Genomic DNA, 22,274 nt, shown 5'->3' with positions numbered 1-22,274 from the left:
GCGGCAACGGGCGGCCCGGCAGAACCCCGTGGATTCAGGCCGCCCGTGCCGTGCGGCTCAGGCGTTTCCGGACTCCAGGACCGTCAGCGCGTACTGCAGGTCCTGCGGGTACTCGCTGGCGACGGTAACCCGCTCCCCTGTCCGCGGGTGGTCGAAGGACAGTTCCCGGGCGTGCAGCCACTGCCGGGTGAGGCCGAGGGTGGCGGCCAGCCTCGGGTCCGCGCCGTAGGTGAGGTCACCGGCGCAGGGGTGGCGCAGGGCCGAGAAATGCACGCGGATCTGGTGGGTGCGGCCCGTTTCGAGGTGCACCTCCACGAGTGAGGCCTTCCCGAAAGCTTCCAGGACCTCATAGTGCGTCACCGAATCACGGCCGTCCTCGGTCACGGCAAACCGCCAGTCATGGCCCGGGTGCCGGCCGATGGGCGCGTCGATGGTGCCCGCCAGCGGATCGGGAAGGCCCTGGACGACGGCGTGGTAGACCTTGTCCACGGTGCGCTCCTTGAAGGCGCGCTTGAGCACGGTGTAGGCATTTTCGGTCTTGGCCACCACCATGACACCGGAAGTGCCGACATCGAGCCGATGGACGATGCCGGCGCGCTCCGGGGCGCCCGACGTCGAAATCCGGTAGCCGAGCCCGGCGAGGCCACCCACCACCGTGGGTCCCACCCAGCCGGGCGAAGGGTGGGCGGCGACACCGACCGGTTTGTCGATGACCACAAATTCGTCATCGTCCAGCAGGATCAACAGGTCGTCCACTACTTCCTCCACGATTTCCAGGGGGTCCCTGCGGTCCGGCACCACGACCTCAAGCACGGTGCCCAGGGTGAGTTTGAGGGACTTTCCGACCTTCCCTGCGTTGCTGGTGACGTTGCCTTCGGCGATCAGGACTGCGGCCTGCGAGCGGGAGATGTCCATCAGCCGGGCCAGTCCGGCGTCCACACGGGAACCGGCGAGGTCCTCCGTGACGGTGAAGCGGTGGTGCCCGGCGGGTGCGGTGCCGGCTTCGGCGGCCATATCGGCCGCCATATCAGCGGCGTTTCCTGAGGCAGTGTCAGACATCGTTAGCCACCGTATCCTTCGTATGGCGCGAGCCGTCCAGGGAGATTCCGCGGAGCGTGAGCAGGCAGATGATCACGACGGCGGAGACGACGGCGGAGTCGGCGATGTTGAAGATCGCGAAGTTTGGCAGCTGGATGAAGTCCACCACATGGCCCATCGCGAACGACGGCTCGCGGAACAGCCGGTCCGTCAGGTTCCCGAGTGCGCCGCCGAGCAGCAGCCCCAGCGCCAGGGCCCACCAGAGCGAACCGAGCTTGCGCAGCTGCAGCAGGATCGCGACAGACACGGCCGCCATGATGATCGTGAACACCCAGGTGACGTTCTCGCCGATCGAGAACGCCGCCCCCGAGTTGCGGATGTAGAACCAGTGCAGCAGCGGGGGAAGCACGGGGATCCGCTCACCCTCGGTCATGGTGGTCGTGACCCAGAGCTTGGTGAGCTGGTCGAACACGTAGGCGAAGACCGCGAAGGCAGCGAACAGGACAAACAGCTTTGCCCGCCGCGGCCGGGCGCGCACGGGCTGTGCCGCCTCGACAGGCTGCATGGCGTCTGGTGATGGTGCGTCAGTCATAGGGCTTTCGATCGGGAGCCAGTGCGGGGACCGGGTTCAGGTACCGGCAAGCGCCGGGCACCTGGGCCGGTGCCGGCACGTTGCGGGAAAAGGGAAAAGCCGGCGGCCGAGGAATCCTCAGCCACCGGCTTTCAGAATACTTGCTTTTTGCCCTAGCTGGCTTCGCCAACCTCGGGGGCCGCGACGGAGCCGCGGGCGTCCAGGTCGCGGAGCTGGCCTTCGATGTAGGCCTTCAGGCGTGAGCGGTAGTCGCGCTCGAAGCCGCGAAGCTGCTCGACCTTGCGTTCCAGGACGGAGCGCTGCTGCTCGAGGGCACCGAGGATCTTGCGGGACTTTTCCTGCGCATCGTTGACGAGGCTGCTGGCCTCGATCTGGGCTTCAGCAATGATCTTGTCCCGCTGCTGCTCGCCGTCGGCGACGTGCTTGTCGTGCATCTGCTGCGCCATGGCGAGCAGGCCGGCGGCGGACTCCGACGCCGGGGTGGCGGCGCTGCGTGCCGGCTCGACAACCTGGGCGGCCTTGGCGGCCTGCTCGGCTTCCTTCTTCTTGGCGGCTTCTGCGGCCGCCTTTGCCTTGGCCTCGGCCTCGGCCTTGGCGGTGTCTTCCTTCTCGGCCTTGACGGGTGCCGGGACCTTTTCCACCACGGGTGCGGCGGCTGCGGAGCTGGCAGGCGTGCCGGCGCCGGATTCGGCGAGCTTCTTGCGCAGCTCGTCGTTCTCCTGGTTCAGGCGCCGAAGTTCGACGACGATCTCGTCCAGGAAGTCGTCAACCTCGTCCTGGTCGTAGCCTTCGCGGAACTTGGTCGGCTGAAAGCGCTTGTTGACAACGTCTTCTGGCGTCAAAGCCATCTGGTCACCTCGTTGGTCTAGTTAGTCAGTAGGCCTTCCGGCCGTCAAACTACGGTACCTAAATATGGTCTGGTTCCTCTAATTCAACACCGCAGTGTCAAACCGGAGTTTACTTTCGGTTTGGGCCTGGGCCGGGCAGGTCGCTGCCCGGCTGCGGCTGCGGCCTATGCCGCGATCGGCTGGGCGTACACCAGGCCCTTGACGATCCACATCGCCACGCTCACGGCCACGAACAGCAGCAGGAAGCCTATGTCCAGCGACATTCCGCCCAACCGCAGCGGCGGGATGAGCCGGCGGAGCAGTTTGAGGGGCTTGTCCGTGACCGAATACACAGCATGAGCGGTCACGAGTGCCAAACCGCGCGGCCGCCAGCTTCGGGCAAACATCTGCACCCAGTCGTAGACCAGACGGATGATCAATGCCACGAAAAAAAGCAACAGAACGATATAGACGAGCCCCAAAACAATTCCCATGAGCTAACTCATATCTCCATGTTCATTCCGGATACCGAAGTGTCCTAAGGAAAGTGTCACTTCTATTTCAACACGGATAATTCCGCACGGATGCCAGGCAGGTGTCCCCGCCTGGCATCAGTACCGAATATTCGGGCCTAGCTCTGGTTGAAGAAACTTGCCTGCGTCTCGCTGACCTTCTTGTCGTCGCCAATGACTTCGACGTACGACGGCGAGAGCAGGAAGACCTTGTTCGTCACCCGTTCGATGCTGCCGCGCAGGCCGAAAACAAGACCGGCGGAGAAGTCCACGAGGCGCTTGGCGTCAGCCTCGCCCATGTCGGTGACGTTCATGATGACGGGGATCCCGTCGCGGAAGCTTTCGCCGATGAGCTTGGCGTCGTTGTACGACCGCGGATGGATGGTCGTGATTTGCCGGAGTCCGGTGGTCTCTTCGCGGCTCGATGCCGCACGCTTGATGGGTGTCACAGGTGCGCGATATTCCTCTTCAGCGGCGTGGGGCTCCTCCCGGGGGACCTCGCGGACGGGCGCCGGAGCACGTCGTTCCTCGCGGTCCTGCTCCATGGATTCGTCCTCATCCTTGTGCGGTGTGGGGTGCTCAGACTCGTAGTGTTCGTCGCCGTCGGCGAGCCCAAGATAGATCATTGTCTTGCGCAGAGCGCCAGCCATGGTCGACTCCTAATCTTGTCCGTAAGCGGGCCGCTTAGTGACTAGACAGCCTTGGAATCCCCGCCATTACCTTCCAATATGTCGAACTTACCGCAGGGCCGGACGCGGACCGAGAATATCGGAGCCAATGCGCAGGTGTGTCGCCCCGAAGCGGACGGCCTCTTCGAGGTCCTGGCTCATGCCGGCGGATATTCCCGTGGCGTAGGGAAATTGTTCGGCCAGGCGCCCGGAAATGCCCGCCAGCTTTTCGAAGGCAGCCGCCGGGTCCGCCCCGAGCGGGGCAACGGCCATGACGCCGGCGAGCCTCAGTCCGCCGGCACCGGCGACCTGTTCGGCCAGCGCGGTGACTTCGCCGGGCGCCGCGCCGCCGCGGTGGGCCGCTGCTGCGTCGCCGGCCTGCTCGGCCAGGCTGACCTGGATGAAACAGTCCAGGGGCGGGCGGCCGGTGCGGTCGGCTTCGACGGCCATCGCCTTGGCCAGGGCCGAGGCGACGGCTTCCCGGTCCACGGAGTGCACGGACGCGGCGTACTTCACCACGGATTTGGCCTTCTTGCTTTGGAGTTGACCGATGAAGTGCCAGCTCAGGCCAAGGTCCTGAAGCTGCGCCGCCTTTTCCGCGGCCTCCTGGTCCCGGTTCTCCCCGACGTCGGTGACCCCCAGCGACGCCAGCCGCCGGACGTCCAGCGCAGGATGGAACTTGGTGACGACGATCAGGCGCGGCGGCGCCGCCTGCCGGCCCGCGGCGGCCACGGCGGCGTCGATCCGGCGGCGGACGGCCGCGAGGTTCGCCTCCAGCTGGGCCAGACGGGGGCCTTCCAGCGCGTCCGTTCGGTTCTCATGGTTCTCCCCCGGCGCCGTGACGGGCTGGACGGCGTGTGCGTCCGGGCGCTGCGCCGGTTCAGTCATGGCCATACTCCCTTTTCCCGTCAGTCCCGTCAGTGCCGTCAGTCCCGTGGGTGCCGTCCATCCACGCCAGCCCGGCGAAGCGGCCGGTGTGGCTGTTGCGGCGGTAGGAGAAGAGGGTGTCGTCCTCGAGGGTGCATCCCCCGGAGTATTCGATCGCGACGCCCGCAGCTTCCAGCTGGCTCCGCACTCCGGCCGGCAGGTCCAGACCAGGGGTGCCGGTCGAGGTGGTGCACCAGGTGGCAGGCACGGCCGCGGAAACGTCCGCGCGCAGGCTGCCGGGGACCTCATAGCAGCGCCCGCAGACCGAGGGGCCCACCCAGGCGCTGATGCGGTCCGCACCGAGCTCCCGGAGGCGGGCCACGGCGGCTGGCACCACCTCGGCGGCGACGCCTGGCCGTCCGGCGTGGACGACGCCCAGCACCGGCGCCCCGGCCGGATCCTCGCCGACCAGCACCACAGGCACGCAGTCGGCCACCAGGACGGCCAGCGGCTCAGTCAGGGAGACCATGGCATCGGCCGTAGGCGCGGCCGGACGTTCACCCGCGGAGTCCGCGGCCGTGGACCCAACGATGGTGGCGACGTCACTGCCGTGGACCTGGTTCATGTACCGGAAGGAGCGCCCGCCGAGTCCGGCGGCCGCTTCGAGCTCCGCGCGCCGGCGGCGCACCGCCACGGGGTCATCACCGACATGCAGTGCCAGGTTCCCGGCTCCGGCGTCGGTGAAAGCCACCCATACGCCCGGCCGGACTTCAGCCCGCCAGCAAAACAATCACAACACCGCCATCAACATGTCCGGAATACCTGCGTTCATACAATCCACCGTAACCCGCCGCAAAGCAGCATGGCACCGCCGGACGGCGGTGCCATGCTGGAGCGGAACTATTTACTTCAGGAAGTCCGGGACATCCAGGTCATCGGAGTGCCGGCCGGACAGGTCCGGTTCCACGACGGCCGGAAGGTCGACGTCGAAGCCCGAATCGGCCGGTACGGCAGAGGGACGCTGCTGGCCCCAGCCGCCGTAGCCGGAGGCGCCGACGGTGGCGTGCAGCGGCTGGACCGGGGCGGAGGCGGGTGCCTGCGCCGGGGCGGGGGCGGCGGACGCGGGACGCTGCGGCGCGGCCGGCAGGGACTGGTCCATGGACGGTGAGGTGGCCTTGACGTCGTCGAAGCCGGCGGCGATGACGGTGACGCGTGCCTCGTCGCCGAGGGCGTCGTCGATCACGGCGCCGAAGATGATGTTGGCCTCCGGGTGGGCGACTTCCTGGACCAGGCGGGCTGCCTCGTTGATTTCGAAGAGGCCAAGGTCCGAGCCGCCCTGGATGGACAGCAGCACGCCGTGCGCGCCGTCGATCGATGCTTCCAGCAGCGGGGAGGCGATGGCCAGCTCCGCGGCCTTCACGGCGCGGTCTTCGCCGCGGGCAGAACCGATGCCCATCAGCGCGGAACCGGCACCCTGCATGACGGACTTGACGTCGGCGAAGTCGAGGTTGATCAGGCCGGGGGTGGTGATGAGGTCCGTGATGCCCTGGACACCGGAGAGCAGGACCTGGTCGGCGGAACGGAACGCGTCCAGGACCGAGACGTTGCGGTCGCTGATGGAGAGCAGGCGGTCGTTCGGGATCACGATCAGGGTGTCGACTTCATCGCGCAGGGCGTCAATGCCGGCCTCGGCGGAGCCGGCACGGCGGCGGCCTTCAAACGTGAAGGGGCGTGTCACGACGCCGATGGTCAGGGCGCCAAGGGACCGGGCGATCCGGGCGACGACGGGGGCGCCGCCGGTTCCGGTTCCGCCGCCTTCGCCGGCGGTGACGAAGACCATGTCTGCGCCCCGGATGACCTCTTCGATTTCATCGGCGTGGTCCTCCGCGGCCTGCCGGCCAACTTCAGGGTTCGCGCCAGCACCGAGTCCACGGGTCAGCTCACGCCCGACGTCGAGCTTGACGTCGGCATCGCTCATCAACAATGCCTGGGCATCGGTGTTGATGGCGATGAATTCGACGCCGCGAAGACCGACCTCGATCATGCGGTTGACTGCGTTCACGCCACCGCCGCCGATGCCGACGACCTTGATGACGGCCAAGTAATTCTGCGGAGCTGCCACGTTACGTGTCCCTTGTTCGTGTACTAATGCGAAAACTGATCGAGTCCTGCTTGAAGCTTTGAACCTTAACCTTCGACTTGAAGGTTATAGTTATGTCAAGTAACTCATGTCTGTGACGGTATTTCCTATGCAGGGGACATTCAATAACCGGCGCCGCGTGTCGCGCGAATACCGGGCAAATAGCCCCTGTAAGTAGTCCCGCGGGCAGCTGGACGTCCGCTGGACATCCGTGACGCGGCGGATCCGATTGCCGGCTACCGCGTGACAGGGTGCCGGGGCACGCTGACATCGTAGACCTTCACCGGGTTTTTGGGGTCGGCCGGGACCTTCAGGAGGGCAGAAAGGACCCGTGCCTTCAATTCCTTCTCCCCCGCGTTGCCCCAGACGATTGTCTGCCCGTCGACGAGTTTGAGTTCGACGGCGTCGGCCGACGCGGCAGAGGCGTTGGAGAGCCGCGCCAGCACATCCGCCGGCAGGGCCCCCAGCACCGCCGTGATGGCCTGGAACAGGTCCTTCGGCAGCGTTCCGCTGCCGCCGTCGATCACCGGCAGCGATACCGAGGCCGCATCGGCGGTGGTGCTGAGCTGGACACCGTCGACGTCCACCAGCTGGAATGTCTTGCCCTGCTTGACCAGGGCCACGGGGATGCGCTCGGTTACGTGCACCTGCAAGGTGGCGGGCGGCAGCGCCTTCGCGGTGACGTCCTTGACCTGGACCAGCGGCTTGAGCAGGGCTGTGACCTCCTCCTCGCTGATCTGCGGCAGCGGCTTGCCCTGAAGGGGCGCGAGGGCGGCCTGGACCTGATCCGGGTGCAGCATCTTTGTACCCTCCACCGTGACCGTGCGCAGGGCCAGCACCGGCGAGTAGACGGCGGCCGCGACGATCCCCGCCATCAGCACAGCCACGATCCCGATGGTGCTCAGCAGGATCCGCCGGCGGCGCTTGCCCTTGGGCTCGGGGAAGGACAGCACCTTGCCGGGACCGTTGTCCGGGGCGGCCTGCGGGTTCTGCGGATTGCGGGACCGGCCGACGGCGGTGTCCGCGGCGGTGTCGGCGGCGGTCTTGGACGCAGAAATGACATCCGTGCCCGTACCGGCGGACGGCGGCCGGGAGCCGGATCCGCCGGTGCCGGACCCACTCGTGCCGGACCCGCCACGGTAGGTGGGGCGCCTGGTGCTAGGCACCGGCGGCCTCGGCTGTCAGGGCCTCGACAATCAGCGGCCCGTAGGCCGTGACGTCACCGGCGCCGGCGGTCAGCACGATGTCCCCGGGCCCGGCGGCCGCCAGCAGTGCCTGCACAGCCTCCCCGTCGGGTCCGACAAGGCGGCCGCCTGAGCCCAGGTGCTCGGCGATCAGCCCGCTGGTGACCCCTGGAATGGGATCCTCGCGGGCAGGATAGATGTCCAGGACCAGGGCCGTGTCCGCGGTGTTGAGCGCTTCGGCGAACTCGCGGGCAAATTCCCGTGTCCGGGAAAACAGGTGCGGCTGGAAGAGCACGTGCACCTTGTGCTCCCCGGCGACGGCCCTTGCCGCGGACAGGGCGGCGCGGACCTCCGTGGGATGGTGGGCATAGTCGTCGTAGACGCGGACGCCGCGGCCCTCCCCCTTGAACTCGAAACGGCGCGAGGCGCCAGAGAAGTGGGCCAATGCCGCCGCGGCGGTGCCGGGCGCGACGCCGAGTTCGATCGCCACGGCGAAGGCGGCGGCAGCGTTGAGTGCGTTGTGCCGGCCCGGAACCTGGAGTTCGACGCCGAACGTGCCCGCCGTCGTCGAGATCCCCATCCGGCCGGGTCCCGCGTCGTGCAGCCGGATGGCGGCGTCGTCGGCGATTCCGTAAAGCACCACGCGGGTGTTGCCGCGGGCCAGGGTGCGCTCGGCCAGTGCCCTGGCCCCGGGGTCGTCAGCGCACGCCACCAGGACGCCGTCCGCCGGGAGCAGGGCCGTGAAGCTGTCGAAGGAGGCATAGACGGCCTCGGCGGTGCCGTAGAAGTCCAGGTGGTCCGGCTCGACGTTGGTCACCACGGCGATCGTGGGGCGGTAGTTCAGGAAGGAGCCGTCCGACTCGTCGGCCTCGGCGACGAAGATGCCCGCCGTGCCGTGTGCCGCGTTGACTCCGAGCGCCGGGACGTTGGCGCCGATCGCGAAAGACGGGTCCAGCCCAGCGCCCTGCAGCAGCACCGTGATCATGGAGGTCGTGGTGGACTTGCCGTGCGTTCCGGCGACGGCCACCACCGTGTCATCCGCCATCGTGGCGGCCAGCGCCTCGGAGCGGTGCAGCACCGGGAGTCCGGCGGCACGGGCCGCTGCGAGCTCGGGGTTGTCGGGCCGGATCGCGGATCCGGCGACCACCGTCTGGGCGTCTCCCAGGTTGCCGGGAGCATAGCCGACGGCGATCCGCGCCCCGGCGGCCGCGAGGTCCGCCATGACGGGCAGCGACTTGGCGTCGGAGCCGCTCACCGGGATGCCGCGGGCCACCATGATGCGGGCAACGGCGGACATGCCGACGCCGCCGATGCCGATGAAGTGGACGCGGCCGAGGGATTCCAGGGCATGCGTGCCGTGTTGGGGCTGGGTCATTGCTCTACTGCTTCCTGCCGTGCTGGTTCGTGCCCTGCTGTTTCGGACGCTGCTGTTTCGGACGCTGCCGGTTCCCGCTGCGCTCGTTCGAAGACGCGACGCCGAGGATGAGATCGGCCATGCGCCGGTCGGCGTCGCGGATGCCGAGCTGTTCGGAGCTGGCTGCCATCCGGGCCAGCCTGTCCGTGTCCAGCAGCAGGGGAATGATGTTCCCGCTGATCCAGTCGGCGGAGAAGGCCTTGTCATCGATTATCAATGCGCCGCCCGCGGCGACCAGGCCCGCGGCGTTCAACGCCTGCTCGCCGTTGCCGATGGGCAGGGGCACGAAAACGGCAGGCACGCCCACGGCGGCCACCTCGCAGACCGTGGCGGCTCCGGCACGGGCCAACAGCAGGTCCGCGGCGGCGTAGACGGTTTCCATCCCGTCGACGTACTCCACCTGCCGGTAGCCTGGCGCGGCGAGCGGTTTGCCGTCGGCGTCGTGGACGGACTTGCCGCGACCGGTGATGTGCAGGGTCTGCACGCCGGCGTCGGCGAGGGCCCCGACGGCCGCGGCGAGGGACCGGTTGATGCTCTGGGCGCCCGAGGACCCGCCCGTGACGATGAGCGTCGGCCGGTCCGCGTCCAGGCCGAGCGCCTGCCGTGCACCGGCCCGGGCGGCCGTGCGGTCGAGGCCGGAAATTTCGGGGCGCATGGGCATGCCTACGTGCCGGGCGGCGCGGCCCAGTTTGGTCGCGGCGAAGGCCACTGCCACGTGGGCGCCGAGGCCTGCGCCAACGCGGTTAGCCAGGCCGGGACGGGTGTTGGCCTCGTGGACCACGATTGGGATCTTCCGGCGCCGGGCAGCGAGGTACATCGGTGTGCACACGTACCCGCCGACCCCCACCAGGACGTCGGCGCCTGCCTCGTCCAAGATGGAACCCGCCTGCTTCACCGCACCGGCCATCCGGCCCGGCAGCCGGAGCAGATCCGCGGAAGGCCTGCGCGGGAGCGGGACACGGCTGATGGTGGCAAGGTCCAGGCCGGCCGCCGGGACGAGCCGCGCTTCCATTCCCCCGGGGGTCCCGACAGCCAGGAGCTGCACTCCGGGGCGGGACTGCCGGAGGGCGCCGGCAATTGCCAGCAGCGGGCTGATATGGCCGGCGGTTCCGCCGCCGGCAAGGACCACGGACAAGGGCGACTCGGTGTTCATGAAGGGCTGTTTACGCTTTCGTACGATTCTTGGTGGCGGGGCTCTTGGCGGGGTTCTTGGTGGCTGGGCTCTTGCCCGCGGGGGCCTTGGGCCGGGCGGCCGTGCGGGCGGCGGACCGGCTGGAGGCCGTGCTGGCGGCGGACCGGCTGGCGGCAGTCCTTGCAGCCCGGGCAGCGCGGGCCCTCCGGACGGAATTGGCGAAGGCGGCCGGGCCGAACCTGAGCATCTTCTTCGGCTGCATGCCGGGGTCCATCTGGGCCCGGGCCAGGGACAGGACGACGCCGATTGCGCACAGTGACATCAGCAGGGCCGAGCCGCCATAGGAAATGAAGGGCAGTGGGACACCGATCACCGGTGCCAGCCCGGTGACCACGGCCATGTTGACGCTGGCCTGGCCCAGCAGCCAGACCATGATCGTGCCGGCCAGGACGCGGTGGAAGACATCGTGCTGGGCGACGACCACCCGGTAGATGGCGGTGCCGAGGATGGCGAACAGGACCAGGACGACGATCGTGCCGACCAGTCCGAGTTCCTCGCCGATGATCGCGAAAATGAAGTCGTTGTGCGCTTCCGGGATCCAGCTGTACTTCTGCCGGCTCTGGCCCAGTCCGACGCCGAACCAGCCGCCGGACGCGAGCCCGTACAGGCCGTTGGTGGACTGGTAGTTCAGGTCGGAGCCGTCGGCGCAGGTCTGGCCCGTCCATGACAGGATGCGGCACATCCGGTTCGGGCTCGTGACGGCGAGGATCGTCGCGCCAAGGGCCAGGACCGCCCCGGCGAACCCGAAAAGGTACAGCCGCACGCCGGCGAAGAACAGCGCGGCGGCCACGATGATCATCACGATCATGGCCGTCCCGAGGTCGTTTCCGGCCAGGATGAGGCCCAGGACCGCAATGGCGCCCGGGAGCACGACCGGAATGAGCGCGTGGCGCCATTCGTGGAGGAGCTTGGCCTTGCGGTCAAGCACGGTGGCCATCCAGAGCGCGAGGGCGAGCTTGGCGGCTTCGGAGGGCTGGAACGTGAACGGACCGACGTCGATCCAGTTCTGGTTGCCCAGCGCGCTGCGTCCCACGAGGAGCACCAGGCCCAGCAGCGCAATGGCCAGGAACATGAGCGGCCAGGCGAAGCGCCTGAGCCAGACGACGTTCACGCGGGAGAGGACAAGCATCGCGAAGACGCCAATCGCGGCGAATCCGCCCTGTTTGAGGGCGGCGGAGTACGGCGACTCCCCCGCGGCGATGGCTTCCACGCTGGAGGCTGAGAGGACCATCATGATCCCGATCGCCGTCAGCGCCAGGGTGGAGCCAAGGATCAGGTAGTACGTGGATCCGTTGCGCGACTTGCCGGTGCCTTCCAGCGCGGACCAGAATCCGCGGCTCCAGGCACGCACCCGGGCCGCGGGGGTGACGGCGGGGCCGCCGGCCGTTGGCCGTGCCGCCGAAGGGGCCGGACGGCCGGCGGGCGTGCCACTGGTGGCCCCGCCTCTACTGGCCCCGCCTGCGGCGGGTCGTGCCGCCGTCGTACGTGTGGGCGTGCTGACCATTGTTACTCCTCGCTGGTCTGAGCCTGCCCTTCCACGAGCTCGCGGACAGCTTCGATGAAGGCATCGCCACGGTGAGCATAGGAAGAGAACTGGTCCATGGAAGCAGCCGCCGGGGCCAGCAGCACAGTGTCCCCGGAGGCGGCCAGCTGCGCCGCCGAGGCAACGGCCTGGGCCATCACAGTCTCGCCGAAAATCGGCGAAGGGCCTGCGTCGGCTTTGGCCGTACCGGCAGTCTGCACGTCTTCAGTCTCGCCCTTGCCCTGCCCGATCACGGGGACATCCGGCGCGTGTCGCTGCAGGGCGGCCTGCAGATCGCTGGAGTCCGCGCCGATCAGGACCACGGCCTTGAGCCGGCTGCCCTGTTCCTGGATCAGGGAGTCGTAATTCACGCCCTTGGACAAACCTCCCGCGATCCACACCACATTCTGGAACGCGGACAACGAGGCGGCGGCGGCGTGCGGGTTGGTGGCTTTGGAATCGTTGATCCACAGCACACCCTCATGCCGGGCCACCAGCTGGATCCGGTGGTCTCCCGGAAGGTAGTTCAGCAGGCCCTGGCGCACAGCCGATGGCTCCACCCCGTAGGCCCGTACCAGGGCAGCGGCTGCCAGCGCGTTGGCCACCATGTGACGCGGAGCCACCGGTCCCAGGTCGGCGATCGAGGCGAGTTCGGCCGCGCTGTCCTTGCGTTCGGCGATGAACGCCCGGTCAACCAGCAGTCCTTCCACGACGCCGAGCATGCTGATGGCCGGGGTCAGTGTGGTGAATCCCACGGCCCGGCAGCCTTCAACCACGTCCGCGTCCTCGACCATGCGCTCGGTCTCGATCTGCTCGGCGTTGTAGATGCAGGCCTTCTGCGTGTTGGCGTAGACCTTGGCCTTGTCGGCCAGGTAGGAGGCGTAGGAGCCGTGCCAGTCCACGTGGTCTTCAGCGACGTTGAGGCACACGCTGGCCACCGGCGACACCGAGTGGCTCCAGTGCAGCTGGAAACTGGACAGTTCCACCGCGAAGGCGTCGTAGTCCACGGGATCCCGCAGGGCGTCCAGGATCGGGGTTCCGACGTTGCCTACGGCGATCGCCTTCAGGCCGGCGGCCTGAAGCATGGATTCGGTCAGGCCGACCGTGGTGGTCTTGCCGTTGGTGCCGGTGATGGCCAGCCAGTCGGCGGTCTTGCGGCCCTCGCGTTCGCGGAGCCGCCAGGCGAGCTCGACGTCGCCCCACACCGGAATGTGCGCCCGTGCCGCTGCGGCGAGCAGGGCCTGGTCCGGGCGCCAGCCCGGGGACGTGACCACCAGGTCCGGCTTTTGCCCGTCGATCTTCGGAACGGACTCCACCGCTTCCTCGCCCAGCAGGACGTCCGCGGCGCCGACGATCCGGAGTGTGTCGGCCTGGGCCAGCGCCTTGGCGCTGGTGGCGGCATCCACCACCACCACCCGGGCGCCGAGTTCAATGAGGGTGTCGGCGGCGGCGAAGCCGGAGACTCCGATGCCGGTGACCACGACGCGCAGTCCGGCCCAGTCGGAATCCCAGGTGGTGAGTCCCTGCAGCCGGGGCGAGGTGGTGAGCGGGGCGGGGATGGGACCGGTCACAGCAGCACCACCCATTCGGCGTAGAAGATGCCCAGGCCGGCGGCGACAAACAACCCGGACAGGATCCAGAACCGGACCACCACCGTGACTTCGGCCCAGCCCTTGAGCTCGAAGTGGTGCTGGAGCGGTGCCATCTTGAAGAACCGTTTGCCCTTGGTGATTTTGAAGTAGCCCACCTGGATGATGACCGAGAGCGTGATGAGGACGAAGAGCCCGCCGATGAAGGCCAGCAGCAGTTCGGTGCGGGACAGGATCGCGAAGGCTGCGACGGCGCCGCCGATGGCAAGGGAGCCGGTGTCGCCCATGAAGATCTTTGCGGGCGAGGTGTTCCACCACAGGAACCCGACCATCGCCGCGCTCAGGATGGCGGCCAGCAGGGCCAGGTCCAGGGGGTCGCGGACCGAGTAGCAGCCGCTGCCGGCCTGCCTCGGGGATCCGCAGGCCTGGTTGCTTTGCCAGATGCCCATGAGCGTGTAGGCCCCGAACACCATGACGGAAGCGCCGGCGGCCAGGCCGTCGAGGCCGTCGGTGAGGTTCACGCCGTTGGTCGCGGCCGTGACGATCAGGTTGGACCACAGCACGAACAAGATGGCGCCGAGTACGGTTCCGGCGAACGCGAGGTTAAGCCACGGAATATCGCGCACCAGCGAGATCTGGGTGGACGCCGGGGTCAGGCCCGCGGCATTCGGGAAGTTCAGCGCCAGCACGGCAAAGATGATGCCAACGGCGCCCTGGAGGATCAGCTTGGCCTTGGCGTCCAGGCCCAGGCTGCGCTGCTTGGAGATCTTGATGAAGTCATCCAGGAATCCGACCAGCCCCATGCCCACCATGAGGAAGAGCAGGAGAAGCCCGGAGGCGCTTGGCCCCGGTGAGTGCGGGTTCATCATCCACATGATCAGGTGCGTGAGCCCGTAGCTGACAAGGACCGCCACGACCACCACGGTGCCGCCCATTGTGGGCGTGCCCCGCTTGGTGTGGTGGGAGGTGGGTCCGTCGTCCCGGATGAATTGTCCGTAGCCCTTGCGGACCAGGAACCGGATGAACAGCGGGGTGCCCACAAACGCGAGGAGCAGCGCCATTCCGGCGCCCATCAGCAGTGCAATCACAGCTGTGCACTCCCTTCTGTGGCGGTTGCGGCAGTTCCCTCAGCAGGTCGCTCGGGAGAGTCTTGGGTGGCATGTGGGGGTAATGCTATCCGATCCCCCAAGTGGCGCAGCCCGATGCCGTTCGATGACTTGAACAGGACCAGGTCGCCGGGCTGGAGCTCGGCTTGGAGAAGCTCATAGGCCTCGTCCGCCGTCTCGGCGAAAACGCATTCGTCGCCCCAGGAGCCTTCGTTGACGGCGGAGACATACAGCGACCGCGCCTCCCGGCCCACCACGACGAGCCGCGAGATGTTCAGCCGCACCACCTGGGTGCCGACTGCCATGTGCTCGCGGATGGAATCCGGGCCCAGTTCCAGCATGGCGCCCAGGACCGCCCAGGTGCGGCGGCCGCGGCCCAACTCGGCCAGCGTCCGCAGTGCTGCCCGCATGGACTCCGGGTTGGCGTTGTACGCATCGTTGATGACGGTCACGCCGTCGGGACGCTCCGTGCGTTCCATCCGCCAGCGGCTGGCGGCGGTCTGCGCGCTGAGCGAGGCGGCGATCTGCGCCCCGGGGATGCCGGCCGCGTGCGCCGCAGCCGCGGCCGCGAGGAGGTTGGCCATGTGATGGGCGCCGATCAGCTTGGCGGCGACGTGGTGCCGGGTTGGCCCTTGCTGTGCTTTCCCGTCCGTCACGTCGGCGGGCAGGTAGAGCTCAAATTCCGGGTGGCCGTCGGCGTTCAGTTCCACATCCGCGGCCCTGACCACATTGGCCTGGGCCACGTCGGCCTGGATGGTGTTGTCCTGGCCTGTGCCGGCCGCGCGTGAGGTGTAGCCGAGCACGCGGGCCCGGGTCCGGGTGGCCATCGCGGCGACGCGGGAGTCGTCCAGGTTCAGCACGGCGGTGCCCCCGGCCGGGAGCGCCTCCACGAGTTCGCCCTTGGCCACCGCGATGTTCTCGACGCCGCCGAACTCCCCGGCGTGGGCGGAGCCGACGCCGAGGACGACGCCGATCTCCGGCCGGACCATGTCCGCGAGGTATTGGATGTGGCCGATGCCCGTGGCACCCATCTCGATGACGAGGTAGCGGGTGTCGAAGTCGGCTTTGAAGACTGTGAGCGGCACGCCGATCTCGCCGTTGTAGGACCCTTGCGGCGCAACTGTGGCACCTTCGGCGCCGGCGGCCGCGAAGATTCCGGCGAGCAGGTCCTTCGTGGTGGTTTTGCCGGCGGAGCCGGTGATGCCGACCACGGTGAAAGCGGCGCCGGCCGCGGCGCGGCTGGTGCGGATCCGGCGGACGGCTTCGGCGGCCAGCGCGCCCATGGCGAGGACAGTGTCCTCAACGACGACGGCGGGATAGTCGGTTCCGGCGGCGTCGGTCACTTCGCGCTCAACGAGCGCCAATACGGCGCCCCGGTCAAAGGCTGCGCCGACGAAGTCGTGTCCGTCGGCGTTCTCCCCCGGTTTGGCCACATAGAGGGAACCCGCCGTGGCCTCGCGGGAGTCGGTCACCACGGAGGCGGGGGTAATTCCCGGTTCCGCGGCGAGCCGGCCGTCGGTTATGTCGGCGATTTCCGCCGCTGTAAATGCAATCATCTCGGTTTAGGACTCTATCCGGTGGTCTTCGAGAACGGTGAATCCCCGTGCTGTCAAGGCGTTCCGAAGCTCCACCCGGTCATCCAGTGCCAAGTTGACTCCCTTGACTTCCTGCCAGACCTCGTGACCGCGCCCGGCCACGAGGATGGTGTCCCCGGCTCCGGCGAGCTCTACGGCCTTCAGGATGGCGGCGTCGCGCGGGAAGACCTCCAGGACTGTGCAGTCCAGGCCTTCGTCGTCCTTGGCCGCCAGGGCGCCGGTAAGGACGTCCGCGCGGATGGCCGCCGCGTCCTCGTCATGGGGATCGTCGTCGCTGACAATCACGGTGTCCGCCAGCCGCGCCGCGATGGCACCCATCGCGGGGCGTTTGCCCTGGTCCCGCTGTCCGGTGGCGCCGAAAACGATGATCACTCTGGATCCGGGTTCCGGGGACCGGACGGCTTCGAGGGCACGGGCCAGTGCGTCGGGGTTGTGCGCGAAGTCCACCACGGCGGCCGGGGCCGTGGACACGAGCTGCATCCGGCCCGGCACGGCAACGGTGAAGGGATCCGCGGCGTCGAGGGCGGCCTGCACCGCGGCCGGCTCGTGGCCCCCGGCGAGGACCATCACCGTGGCCAGCGCGGCATTGGCGACGTTGAAGCCGCCCGGCAGGCCCGTGTGGACGCGCAGCTCGGCGCCGTCGCGGTGCCGGAGGACGAAGTCTGAGCCGAGGCCCCGCGGAGCAGTCCGGACCACAGTCCAGTCCGCGGTCACGTCGGCGTCAGCCGGCCCGGCGCCGTCGGTCCCGGCCGTGGCCAAGGTCGTGACCGGGATTTCGGCGGTGGCCGCAAGCTTGCGGCCCCAGTCATCATCGATGGTCACGACGGCGGCGCGGGCGCGTTCCGGCGAAAACAGCCGGGCTTTGGTCTGGAAGTATTCCTCCATGGTCCCGTGCAGGTCCAGGTGGTCCTGGGTGAGGTTCGTGAAGCCGGCGACGTCGAACACCACGGCGTCGACACGGTGGAAAGACACGGCGTGCGAGGAAACCTCCATGGAGGCGGCATCGAGCCCGCGTTCGCGCATGAGCGCCAGCAGTGCGTGCACATCCGTGGATTCGGGAGTGGTCAGCAGGCTCGGGATCGGCTCCCCTCCGGCCAGGATCTCAATCGTCCCGATCAGCCCGGTCCGCTTACCCAGCGCCCGCAGCAGGGCATTGATGAAATAGGTGGTGGTGGTCTTGCCGTTGGTGCCTGTCACCCCGAAGAGGGCCGGTGCCCCGGCGCCGTCGGGCCTGCTCTGGTAGATGAGCGCGGACAGCTGGCCGACCACGCTGCGCGGCTCGTGGGCCAGCAGGACCGGGACGGCGATGTCATGGCCCAGGGCCAGCAGGCGCGCCCCGGCGTCGTCTGTCAGGACCGCCACGGCGCCGGCGTCGACGGCCTGGGACACGAAGTCGGCCCCGTGCCGTGTGGCGCCCGGCAGGGCCACGTACAGGTCTCCCGGGCGGACCGACCGGGAGTTCAGGGAGATCCCGGTGACCTGGACGGAGCCGGATGCACCGGGAACGGCGACGCCGATCGCCGCGCCAATGTCTGCCAGCGGCACTGCGGCAACCGCAGTGGGCCGGAAGCCCTGGGTGGAGTCATGGCCGGACGGCGCGGAAGCATCGGGGTCGGTGAGCTCTGACAAGTGGATCTCCGTTGTGGTGCTAGTGGATCGGGCACTGAATGAATCGGGCACTGAAAAAAATCGGGCACTGGTAGATCGGGACCTGCGCACGCGGAAATGCTCCGGCGCGCGGGCAATGGGTGTGGCGTCGGCTGGTGACTTCCGGGTGCCAGGTGGAACAGGCGCTACTTGGCGTACTGCGGCAGCCGCGCGGGTTCGCCGGTGGAGGGCTGGACGTTGAATGTGCGCAGCGTCTGGCTCATCACCGAACGGAACACCGGTCCGTTGGTGATTCCGAAGATGCTTCCCTTGGGCCGTTGCAGGACCACCTCAACAATAAACCGCGGATCGTCCATGGGCGCCATTCCGATGATGGAGGCTGTATAGCCGCAGAACCCTGATTTGCCGTCGTCGCAGGGCGATTCGGATGTGCCGGTCTTGGCGCCCACCCGGTACCCGTCGATCGCAGCCTCTTTGATCTCGCCCTCGGTTACGGCGCTCTCAAGGATGTCGCGGACCTGTTTGGCGGTTTCCTTGGAGACGACCTGCTGCGGGGCTTTGGCCGGGACTTTTTCCTCGGCACCGTCCGGGTTGATGTAGCTGTCGATCAGCCGGGGCTGGAGCATCACGCCGTCGTTGGCGATGCTCTGGTAGGCCCGGACAGTCTGGAGGGTGGTTTGGGCGACGCCCTGGCCGAAGAGCACTGTGTATTGCTGGCGCCCGTCCCACTGGTCGGCCGGGGTCAGGATGCCCTTGGATTCGGCCGGCAGACCGATGTCGGGGGCATCGCCGATGCCGAACTTCCGCAGCCAGTCATAGCGCTGTTCCTTGCTCAGCCGCTGGCCCACCATGACTGTGCCGGTGTTCATGGAATAGCCGACAATGCCCGCCAGCGTCCGCTGCTCGGTGCCGTGTTCGAACGCGTCACTGAAGGTCTGGCCGTCCACTGTGTAGGTCGGTGGAATGGTGAACCTGTCCAGCGGGCTGGACTTCCCTTCCTGAATCGCAGCTGCGGCCGTGATCATCTTCTCCACCGAGCCGGGTTCGTAGGCGGCGGTGACGGCCCGGACCCCGCGGTCCTCGGCGGCAACCTTGCCGGGGTCGTTCGGATCCGGGGAGTCGGTATCGGCCATGGCCACGATGTTGCCGGTCTTGACGTCCTGGACAACGATCACGCCCCACTCGGCACTGAGCTTGTCCTTCTGGCTTTGGATCGCCTGTTGGGAGAAGTACTGCAGGTCCGAATTCAGCGTGAGTTTGATGTCCTTGCCGTTCACCGCCGGCGTCAATTGGTCCACGCCGACCGGGATGCGCAGTCCGTCGGCGCCGATTTCAAAGAGCCGCTTGCCCGGTGTGCCTTTGAGTACCTCGTCCTGGGTCTGCTCAAGGCCCGCCTGTCCGGTGCTGCCGTCCTTGAGGAAACCCACAATTCCGCCGGCCACGGAGCCGTTGGGGTAGACCCGCTTGCTGGTGCCTTCGGTGACGATGCCGGGAATCTGCAGCTTGGAGACCTTGTCCTCGACGTCCGGTTTCAGGTCCTTGGCCACGATGTAGTAGCGCTGGGTTCCGGTCAGGGCATCGCGGAGGGTGCCGCGGTCCATGCCGAGCACGGCGGCGAGTTCGGAGATGCCCTGGTCCCGGGTGACCTTGACGAGCTCGTCCTTGCCGTTGATGGTCTCGAACCGGCGGAAGGTTTCGGTCTTGGTGTTGACTGTCTGGTCCACAACGACGTTGTAGCGGATGACGCTGCTGGCCAGGACCGCGCCGGAGGAATCGAGGATGCTGCCGCGCTCCGCGGGCAGCACGGTGGGCGTGAGCCTGTTGTTGAGGGCGGCCTCAGCCAGTCCCCCGATGTCCAGGCCCTGGACCATGAACAGCTTGCCGCCGACCACCAGCAGGAGCGCCAGCATGATGCCAAGCCCCACGCGGAGCCGCCGGGTGGGGTTTGGGGCTTTCGCCTTGCTTGCCCTGCCGGAGTTCTTCGCCACGGTGAGTCCTTGCTGCTTGCCTTGCTGGTGGTCAGTGAACGTTACTGCCCCGGCGTCTTCTGTGCGGGGGCGGGAACCGAGCCGCCGTGGAGTTCCACGGCGGGGGCGGCGGGTTTCGGTGCGGGTGCGGGCTTCACAGCTGCCGGCGCCTTGTCTGTGTCCGCCGGTTTGGTGTCTGCCGGCCTGGTGTCCGCCGCCTTGCGCTGGGCGAGAGGCTCGTTCTCCGTGGCCGGCGGGACAACCGTGAGCTGCCCGGCGACGGCCGGTGCGGCGATGACGGCGCCCGGGGCATCACCCTTGACGGCCGGCTTGGCCTTGCCGGTGACATTGAGGGTGGAGAGGTCGATCTGACCCTTGGCGACCGAAGCCACCATGCCCAGCTCCGTGGCCTTGGCCGCCAGGTTCTGCGGGGCGTCGAAGTTCTGCACCTGCTGGGTGAGGTCCTGGTTCTGCTTGGTCAGTGTGGTCTGTTCACTGCGGAGCTGGACCAGCTGGTACTGGGCGGAGGAGACGGAGATGTTCAGGACCAGCACGGCCATAAGGGCAATCGCCAGGAGCCCGAAGCAGAGCACCACGAACGGTGCGCGGCGCTTGCGCGGCACGGAGCGGACCACCGACAGCGGGGTGCGTGCCTTGCGGGGCTGGTCAAGGCCGGGACGGAGGCCGGGCAGGGCACGGGCAGTGGCGCCCTGGGCAACGGGGTAGCTGTTGACGGCGGCGGTGCTCATGCGGCTCTCCTGGCTTTGATGCGTTCGACGGCGCGCAGCCGGGCGGAAGCTGCGCGGGGGTTTTCGGCGATTTCAGCGGCGGTGGGTACCTCGGTGCCCTTTGTCAGGGTTTTGAGTTCGGCTTTGTGCTCTTCGAGCTCGACCGGGAAGCCGAGCGGCGCCGAGGACTTCGATCCGGCCTGGAAGAAGCCCTTGACGATCTTGTCTTCCAGGGAGTGGTAGGACATGACCACCACACGGCCGCCGAGGGCGATGGCCTCGATCGCTGCCGGGATGGCGCGCTCGAGGACGTCCAGTTCCTCGTTGACCTCGATCCGGAGCGCCTGGAATGTGCGCTTCGCGGGGTGGCCGCCGGATTTGGCGGCACCGGCGGGCACCACGGCCCGGATCTGGTCGACCAGTTCGCCGGTGGTGGTGAAGGGCTTTTCGGCGCGCGCGGCCACGATCCTGTTCGCGATGCGGCCGGCGAACTTCTCTTCGCCCCACTTCCGGATGATCCGGACGAGTTCTTCTTCGCTGTAGTTATTGACGACGTCGGCGGCCGTCTGGCCCCGGCTGGTGTCCATCCGCATGTCCAGGGGCGCATCGAAGGAGTAGGCGAAGCCGCGTTCCCGCTCGTCCAGCTGGAGGGACGATACGCCGAGGTCCATGAGCACTCCGTGGACTTCGGTGAAGCCCAGGTCTTCGAGGACGTCCGGGATTTCGTCGTAGACGGCGTGAACGAGGTCGGTCCGGTTCTCGAAGGGCGCCAGCCTGACCCCCGCCAGTGCCAGGGCTTCCTCGTCGCGGTCGATGCCGATCAGGTGAAGGTCCGGGAAGCGCTGCAGGAGGGCCTCCGAGTGTCCGCCCATGCCGAGCGTCGCGTCGATCACCACGGGGGTCTCGACGCGGCTCCGTGCGGCCTCGATGCCGGGGGCCAACAAATTGATGCACCGGTCCTTGAGGACCGGTACATGGCGTTCGGACGTCGGCTTCGCCTGGTCGGGATCCGTCATGCCTTCGTCCTTTCGTTGGCCTTGTTTGTTTTGAGCTTTGCTAGTTGCGCTTTGCTAGTTGCTTGGTACTGCTCTTACGCAACGTTCCTTGGTCCAGATCCCCATCCGCGCCTATCCTGCGCCGGCCTGGCTCCGGGGAAGTGAGCCAGGACAACAACCGGATGGGCGGCTGGAGATCTCGATCAAGGAACGTTGTTTGCTGGTGGATCAGTGGGGGTTCAGAGAATCCCCGGGATGGCGTCGTCTGTTTCCGAGAAGGCGGTTTCCTTTTCGGCCAGGTACTCATTCCAGGCTTGGGCGTCCCAGATCTCCGCCCGGGATCCTGCGCCAATGACGGCGAGTTCCCGGCCAAGACCTGCATACTCCCGGAGCGCCGGCGGAATCGTCACGCGCCCCTGCTTGTCAGGTACCTCGTCCGAGGCTCCAGAGAGGAAAACACGGATGTAGTCACGTGCCTGCTTGGAGGAAATTGGAGCCTCCCGCATCTGCTCGTGAACCCGGCCGAATTCCGCCTCACTGAAGACGTAGATGCAACGCTCCTGGCCCCTTGTGAGAACCAGCCCGCTGGCAAGTTCCTCTCGGAACTTCGCGGGGAGGATAATTCGACCTTTTTCATCCAGACGCGGCGAATGTGTGCCGAGAAACACGGCCCACCGCCTGTCTGTTTTAGGAAGTCCAACGTCCCCTGTGCTGCCACTACCCTCTTACG

General features: G+C 67.7%; 20 protein-coding genes. All 20 read right to left on the bottom strand.

Annotated elements, in window-relative coordinates; translation table 11 throughout:
• Positions 1-57: 57 nt before the first annotated feature.
• The 20 genes from AC1DN2_RS11575 to mraZ all read right to left on the bottom strand — a co-directional run bounded on the left by AC1DN2_RS11575 (position 58) and on the right by mraZ (position 22,212).
• Positions 58-1,026 carry an RluA family pseudouridine synthase gene (locus AC1DN2_RS11575; RefSeq protein WP_028275872.1) on the bottom strand — a complete coding sequence of 323 codons (969 nt, stop codon included), beginning with the start codon at positions 1,024-1,026 and terminating at the stop codon, positions 58-60.
• 25 nt (positions 1,027-1,051) lie between these two features.
• Positions 1,052-1,630 (bottom strand): signal peptidase II, encoded by a 579-nt coding sequence (lspA, locus tag AC1DN2_RS11570; protein WP_223916639.1) that lies wholly within the window; start codon positions 1,628-1,630, stop codon positions 1,052-1,054.
• A 152-nt stretch (positions 1,631-1,782) separates the two neighbouring features.
• Positions 1,783-2,478 carry a DivIVA domain-containing protein gene (locus tag AC1DN2_RS11565; protein ID WP_028275874.1) on the bottom strand — a complete coding sequence of 232 codons (696 nt, stop codon included), beginning with the start codon at positions 2,476-2,478 and terminating at the stop codon, positions 1,783-1,785.
• 164 nt (positions 2,479-2,642) lie between these two features.
• The gene (locus AC1DN2_RS11560) at positions 2,643-2,951 is read right to left on the bottom strand and encodes a YggT family protein (RefSeq protein WP_230008815.1); all 309 of its coding nucleotides are present in this window, start codon (positions 2,949-2,951) and stop codon (positions 2,643-2,645) included.
• A 137-nt stretch (positions 2,952-3,088) separates the two neighbouring features.
• Complete coding sequence (locus tag AC1DN2_RS11555; protein ID WP_230008814.1) at positions 3,089-3,619, bottom strand: cell division protein SepF; 531 nt, start codon at positions 3,617-3,619, stop codon at positions 3,089-3,091.
• Positions 3,620-3,706: 87 nt separating this feature from the next.
• Complete coding sequence (locus AC1DN2_RS11550; RefSeq protein WP_476850424.1) at positions 3,707-4,525, bottom strand: YggS family pyridoxal phosphate-dependent enzyme; 819 nt, start codon at positions 4,523-4,525, stop codon at positions 3,707-3,709.
• Positions 4,518-5,294 (bottom strand): purine nucleoside phosphorylase YfiH/LACC1 family protein, encoded by a 777-nt coding sequence (locus AC1DN2_RS11545; protein WP_476850423.1) that lies wholly within the window; start codon positions 5,292-5,294, stop codon positions 4,518-4,520. Before AC1DN2_RS11545 ends, AC1DN2_RS11550 begins: the two co-directional genes overlap by 8 nt.
• 114 nt (positions 5,295-5,408) lie before the next feature.
• On the bottom strand, positions 5,409-6,626 hold the full coding sequence (gene ftsZ, locus AC1DN2_RS11540; RefSeq protein ID WP_028275877.1) for a cell division protein FtsZ: 1,218 nt from the start codon (positions 6,624-6,626) through the stop codon (positions 5,409-5,411).
• Positions 6,627-6,880: 254 nt separating this feature from the next.
• Positions 6,881-7,810, bottom strand: coding sequence for a cell division protein FtsQ/DivIB (locus AC1DN2_RS11535; protein WP_476850422.1), 930 nt, complete (start codon positions 7,808-7,810; stop codon positions 6,881-6,883).
• Positions 7,803-9,203, bottom strand: coding sequence for a UDP-N-acetylmuramate--L-alanine ligase (gene murC / locus AC1DN2_RS11530; RefSeq protein WP_476850421.1), 1,401 nt, complete (start codon positions 9,201-9,203; stop codon positions 7,803-7,805). Before murC ends, AC1DN2_RS11535 begins: the two co-directional genes overlap by 8 nt.
• 4 nt (positions 9,204-9,207) lie before the next feature.
• Complete coding sequence (locus AC1DN2_RS11525) at positions 9,208-10,395, bottom strand: UDP-N-acetylglucosamine--N-acetylmuramyl-(pentapeptide) pyrophosphoryl-undecaprenol N-acetylglucosamine transferase (protein ID WP_476850420.1); 1,188 nt, start codon at positions 10,393-10,395, stop codon at positions 9,208-9,210.
• A gap of 10 nt (positions 10,396-10,405) precedes the next feature.
• The gene (gene ftsW / locus AC1DN2_RS11520; protein WP_476850419.1) at positions 10,406-11,938 is read right to left on the bottom strand and encodes a putative lipid II flippase FtsW; all 1,533 of its coding nucleotides are present in this window, start codon (positions 11,936-11,938) and stop codon (positions 10,406-10,408) included.
• A gap of 2 nt (positions 11,939-11,940) precedes the next feature.
• Positions 11,941-13,542: a UDP-N-acetylmuramoyl-L-alanine--D-glutamate ligase gene (gene murD / locus AC1DN2_RS11515; RefSeq protein ID WP_476850418.1), complete on the bottom strand. Its 1,602-nt coding sequence runs from the start codon at positions 13,540-13,542 to the stop codon at positions 11,941-11,943.
• Entirely contained in the window at positions 13,524-14,633 is a 1,110-nt protein-coding gene (mraY, locus tag AC1DN2_RS11510) for a phospho-N-acetylmuramoyl-pentapeptide-transferase (RefSeq protein ID WP_028275881.1), read from the bottom strand. The genes murD and mraY overlap by 19 nt, the downstream gene beginning before the upstream one ends.
• The gene (locus tag AC1DN2_RS11505; RefSeq protein ID WP_476850417.1) at positions 14,630-16,207 is read right to left on the bottom strand and encodes a UDP-N-acetylmuramoyl-tripeptide--D-alanyl-D-alanine ligase; all 1,578 of its coding nucleotides are present in this window, start codon (positions 16,205-16,207) and stop codon (positions 14,630-14,632) included. Before AC1DN2_RS11505 ends, mraY begins: the two co-directional genes overlap by 4 nt.
• Positions 16,208-16,213: 6 nt before the next feature.
• Positions 16,214-17,875 (bottom strand): UDP-N-acetylmuramoyl-L-alanyl-D-glutamate--2,6-diaminopimelate ligase, encoded by a 1,662-nt coding sequence (locus AC1DN2_RS11500; RefSeq protein ID WP_476850416.1) that lies wholly within the window; start codon positions 17,873-17,875, stop codon positions 16,214-16,216.
• 164 nt (positions 17,876-18,039) lie between these two features.
• Positions 18,040-19,842, bottom strand: coding sequence for a peptidoglycan D,D-transpeptidase FtsI family protein (locus AC1DN2_RS11495; RefSeq protein ID WP_476850415.1), 1,803 nt, complete (start codon positions 19,840-19,842; stop codon positions 18,040-18,042).
• 41 nt (positions 19,843-19,883) lie between these two features.
• A complete protein-coding gene (gene ftsL / locus AC1DN2_RS11490) occupies positions 19,884-20,570 on the bottom strand; it encodes a cell division protein FtsL (RefSeq protein WP_476850414.1) in 687 nt (228 codons plus the stop codon).
• Positions 20,567-21,565 (bottom strand): 16S rRNA (cytosine(1402)-N(4))-methyltransferase RsmH, encoded by a 999-nt coding sequence (rsmH, locus tag AC1DN2_RS11485; protein ID WP_476850413.1) that lies wholly within the window; start codon positions 21,563-21,565, stop codon positions 20,567-20,569. Before rsmH ends, ftsL begins: the two co-directional genes overlap by 4 nt.
• Positions 21,566-21,783: 218 nt before the next feature.
• Entirely contained in the window at positions 21,784-22,212 is a 429-nt protein-coding gene (mraZ, locus tag AC1DN2_RS11480) for a division/cell wall cluster transcriptional repressor MraZ (protein ID WP_028275887.1), read from the bottom strand.
• Between the last annotated feature and the right edge of the window lie 62 nt (positions 22,213-22,274).

It is taken from the genome of Arthrobacter sp. 01L42, from assembly GCF_056400005.1.
The sequence above is the reverse complement of the archived record's forward strand: the minus strand, read 5'-3'. Positions and strand labels throughout refer to the sequence as shown.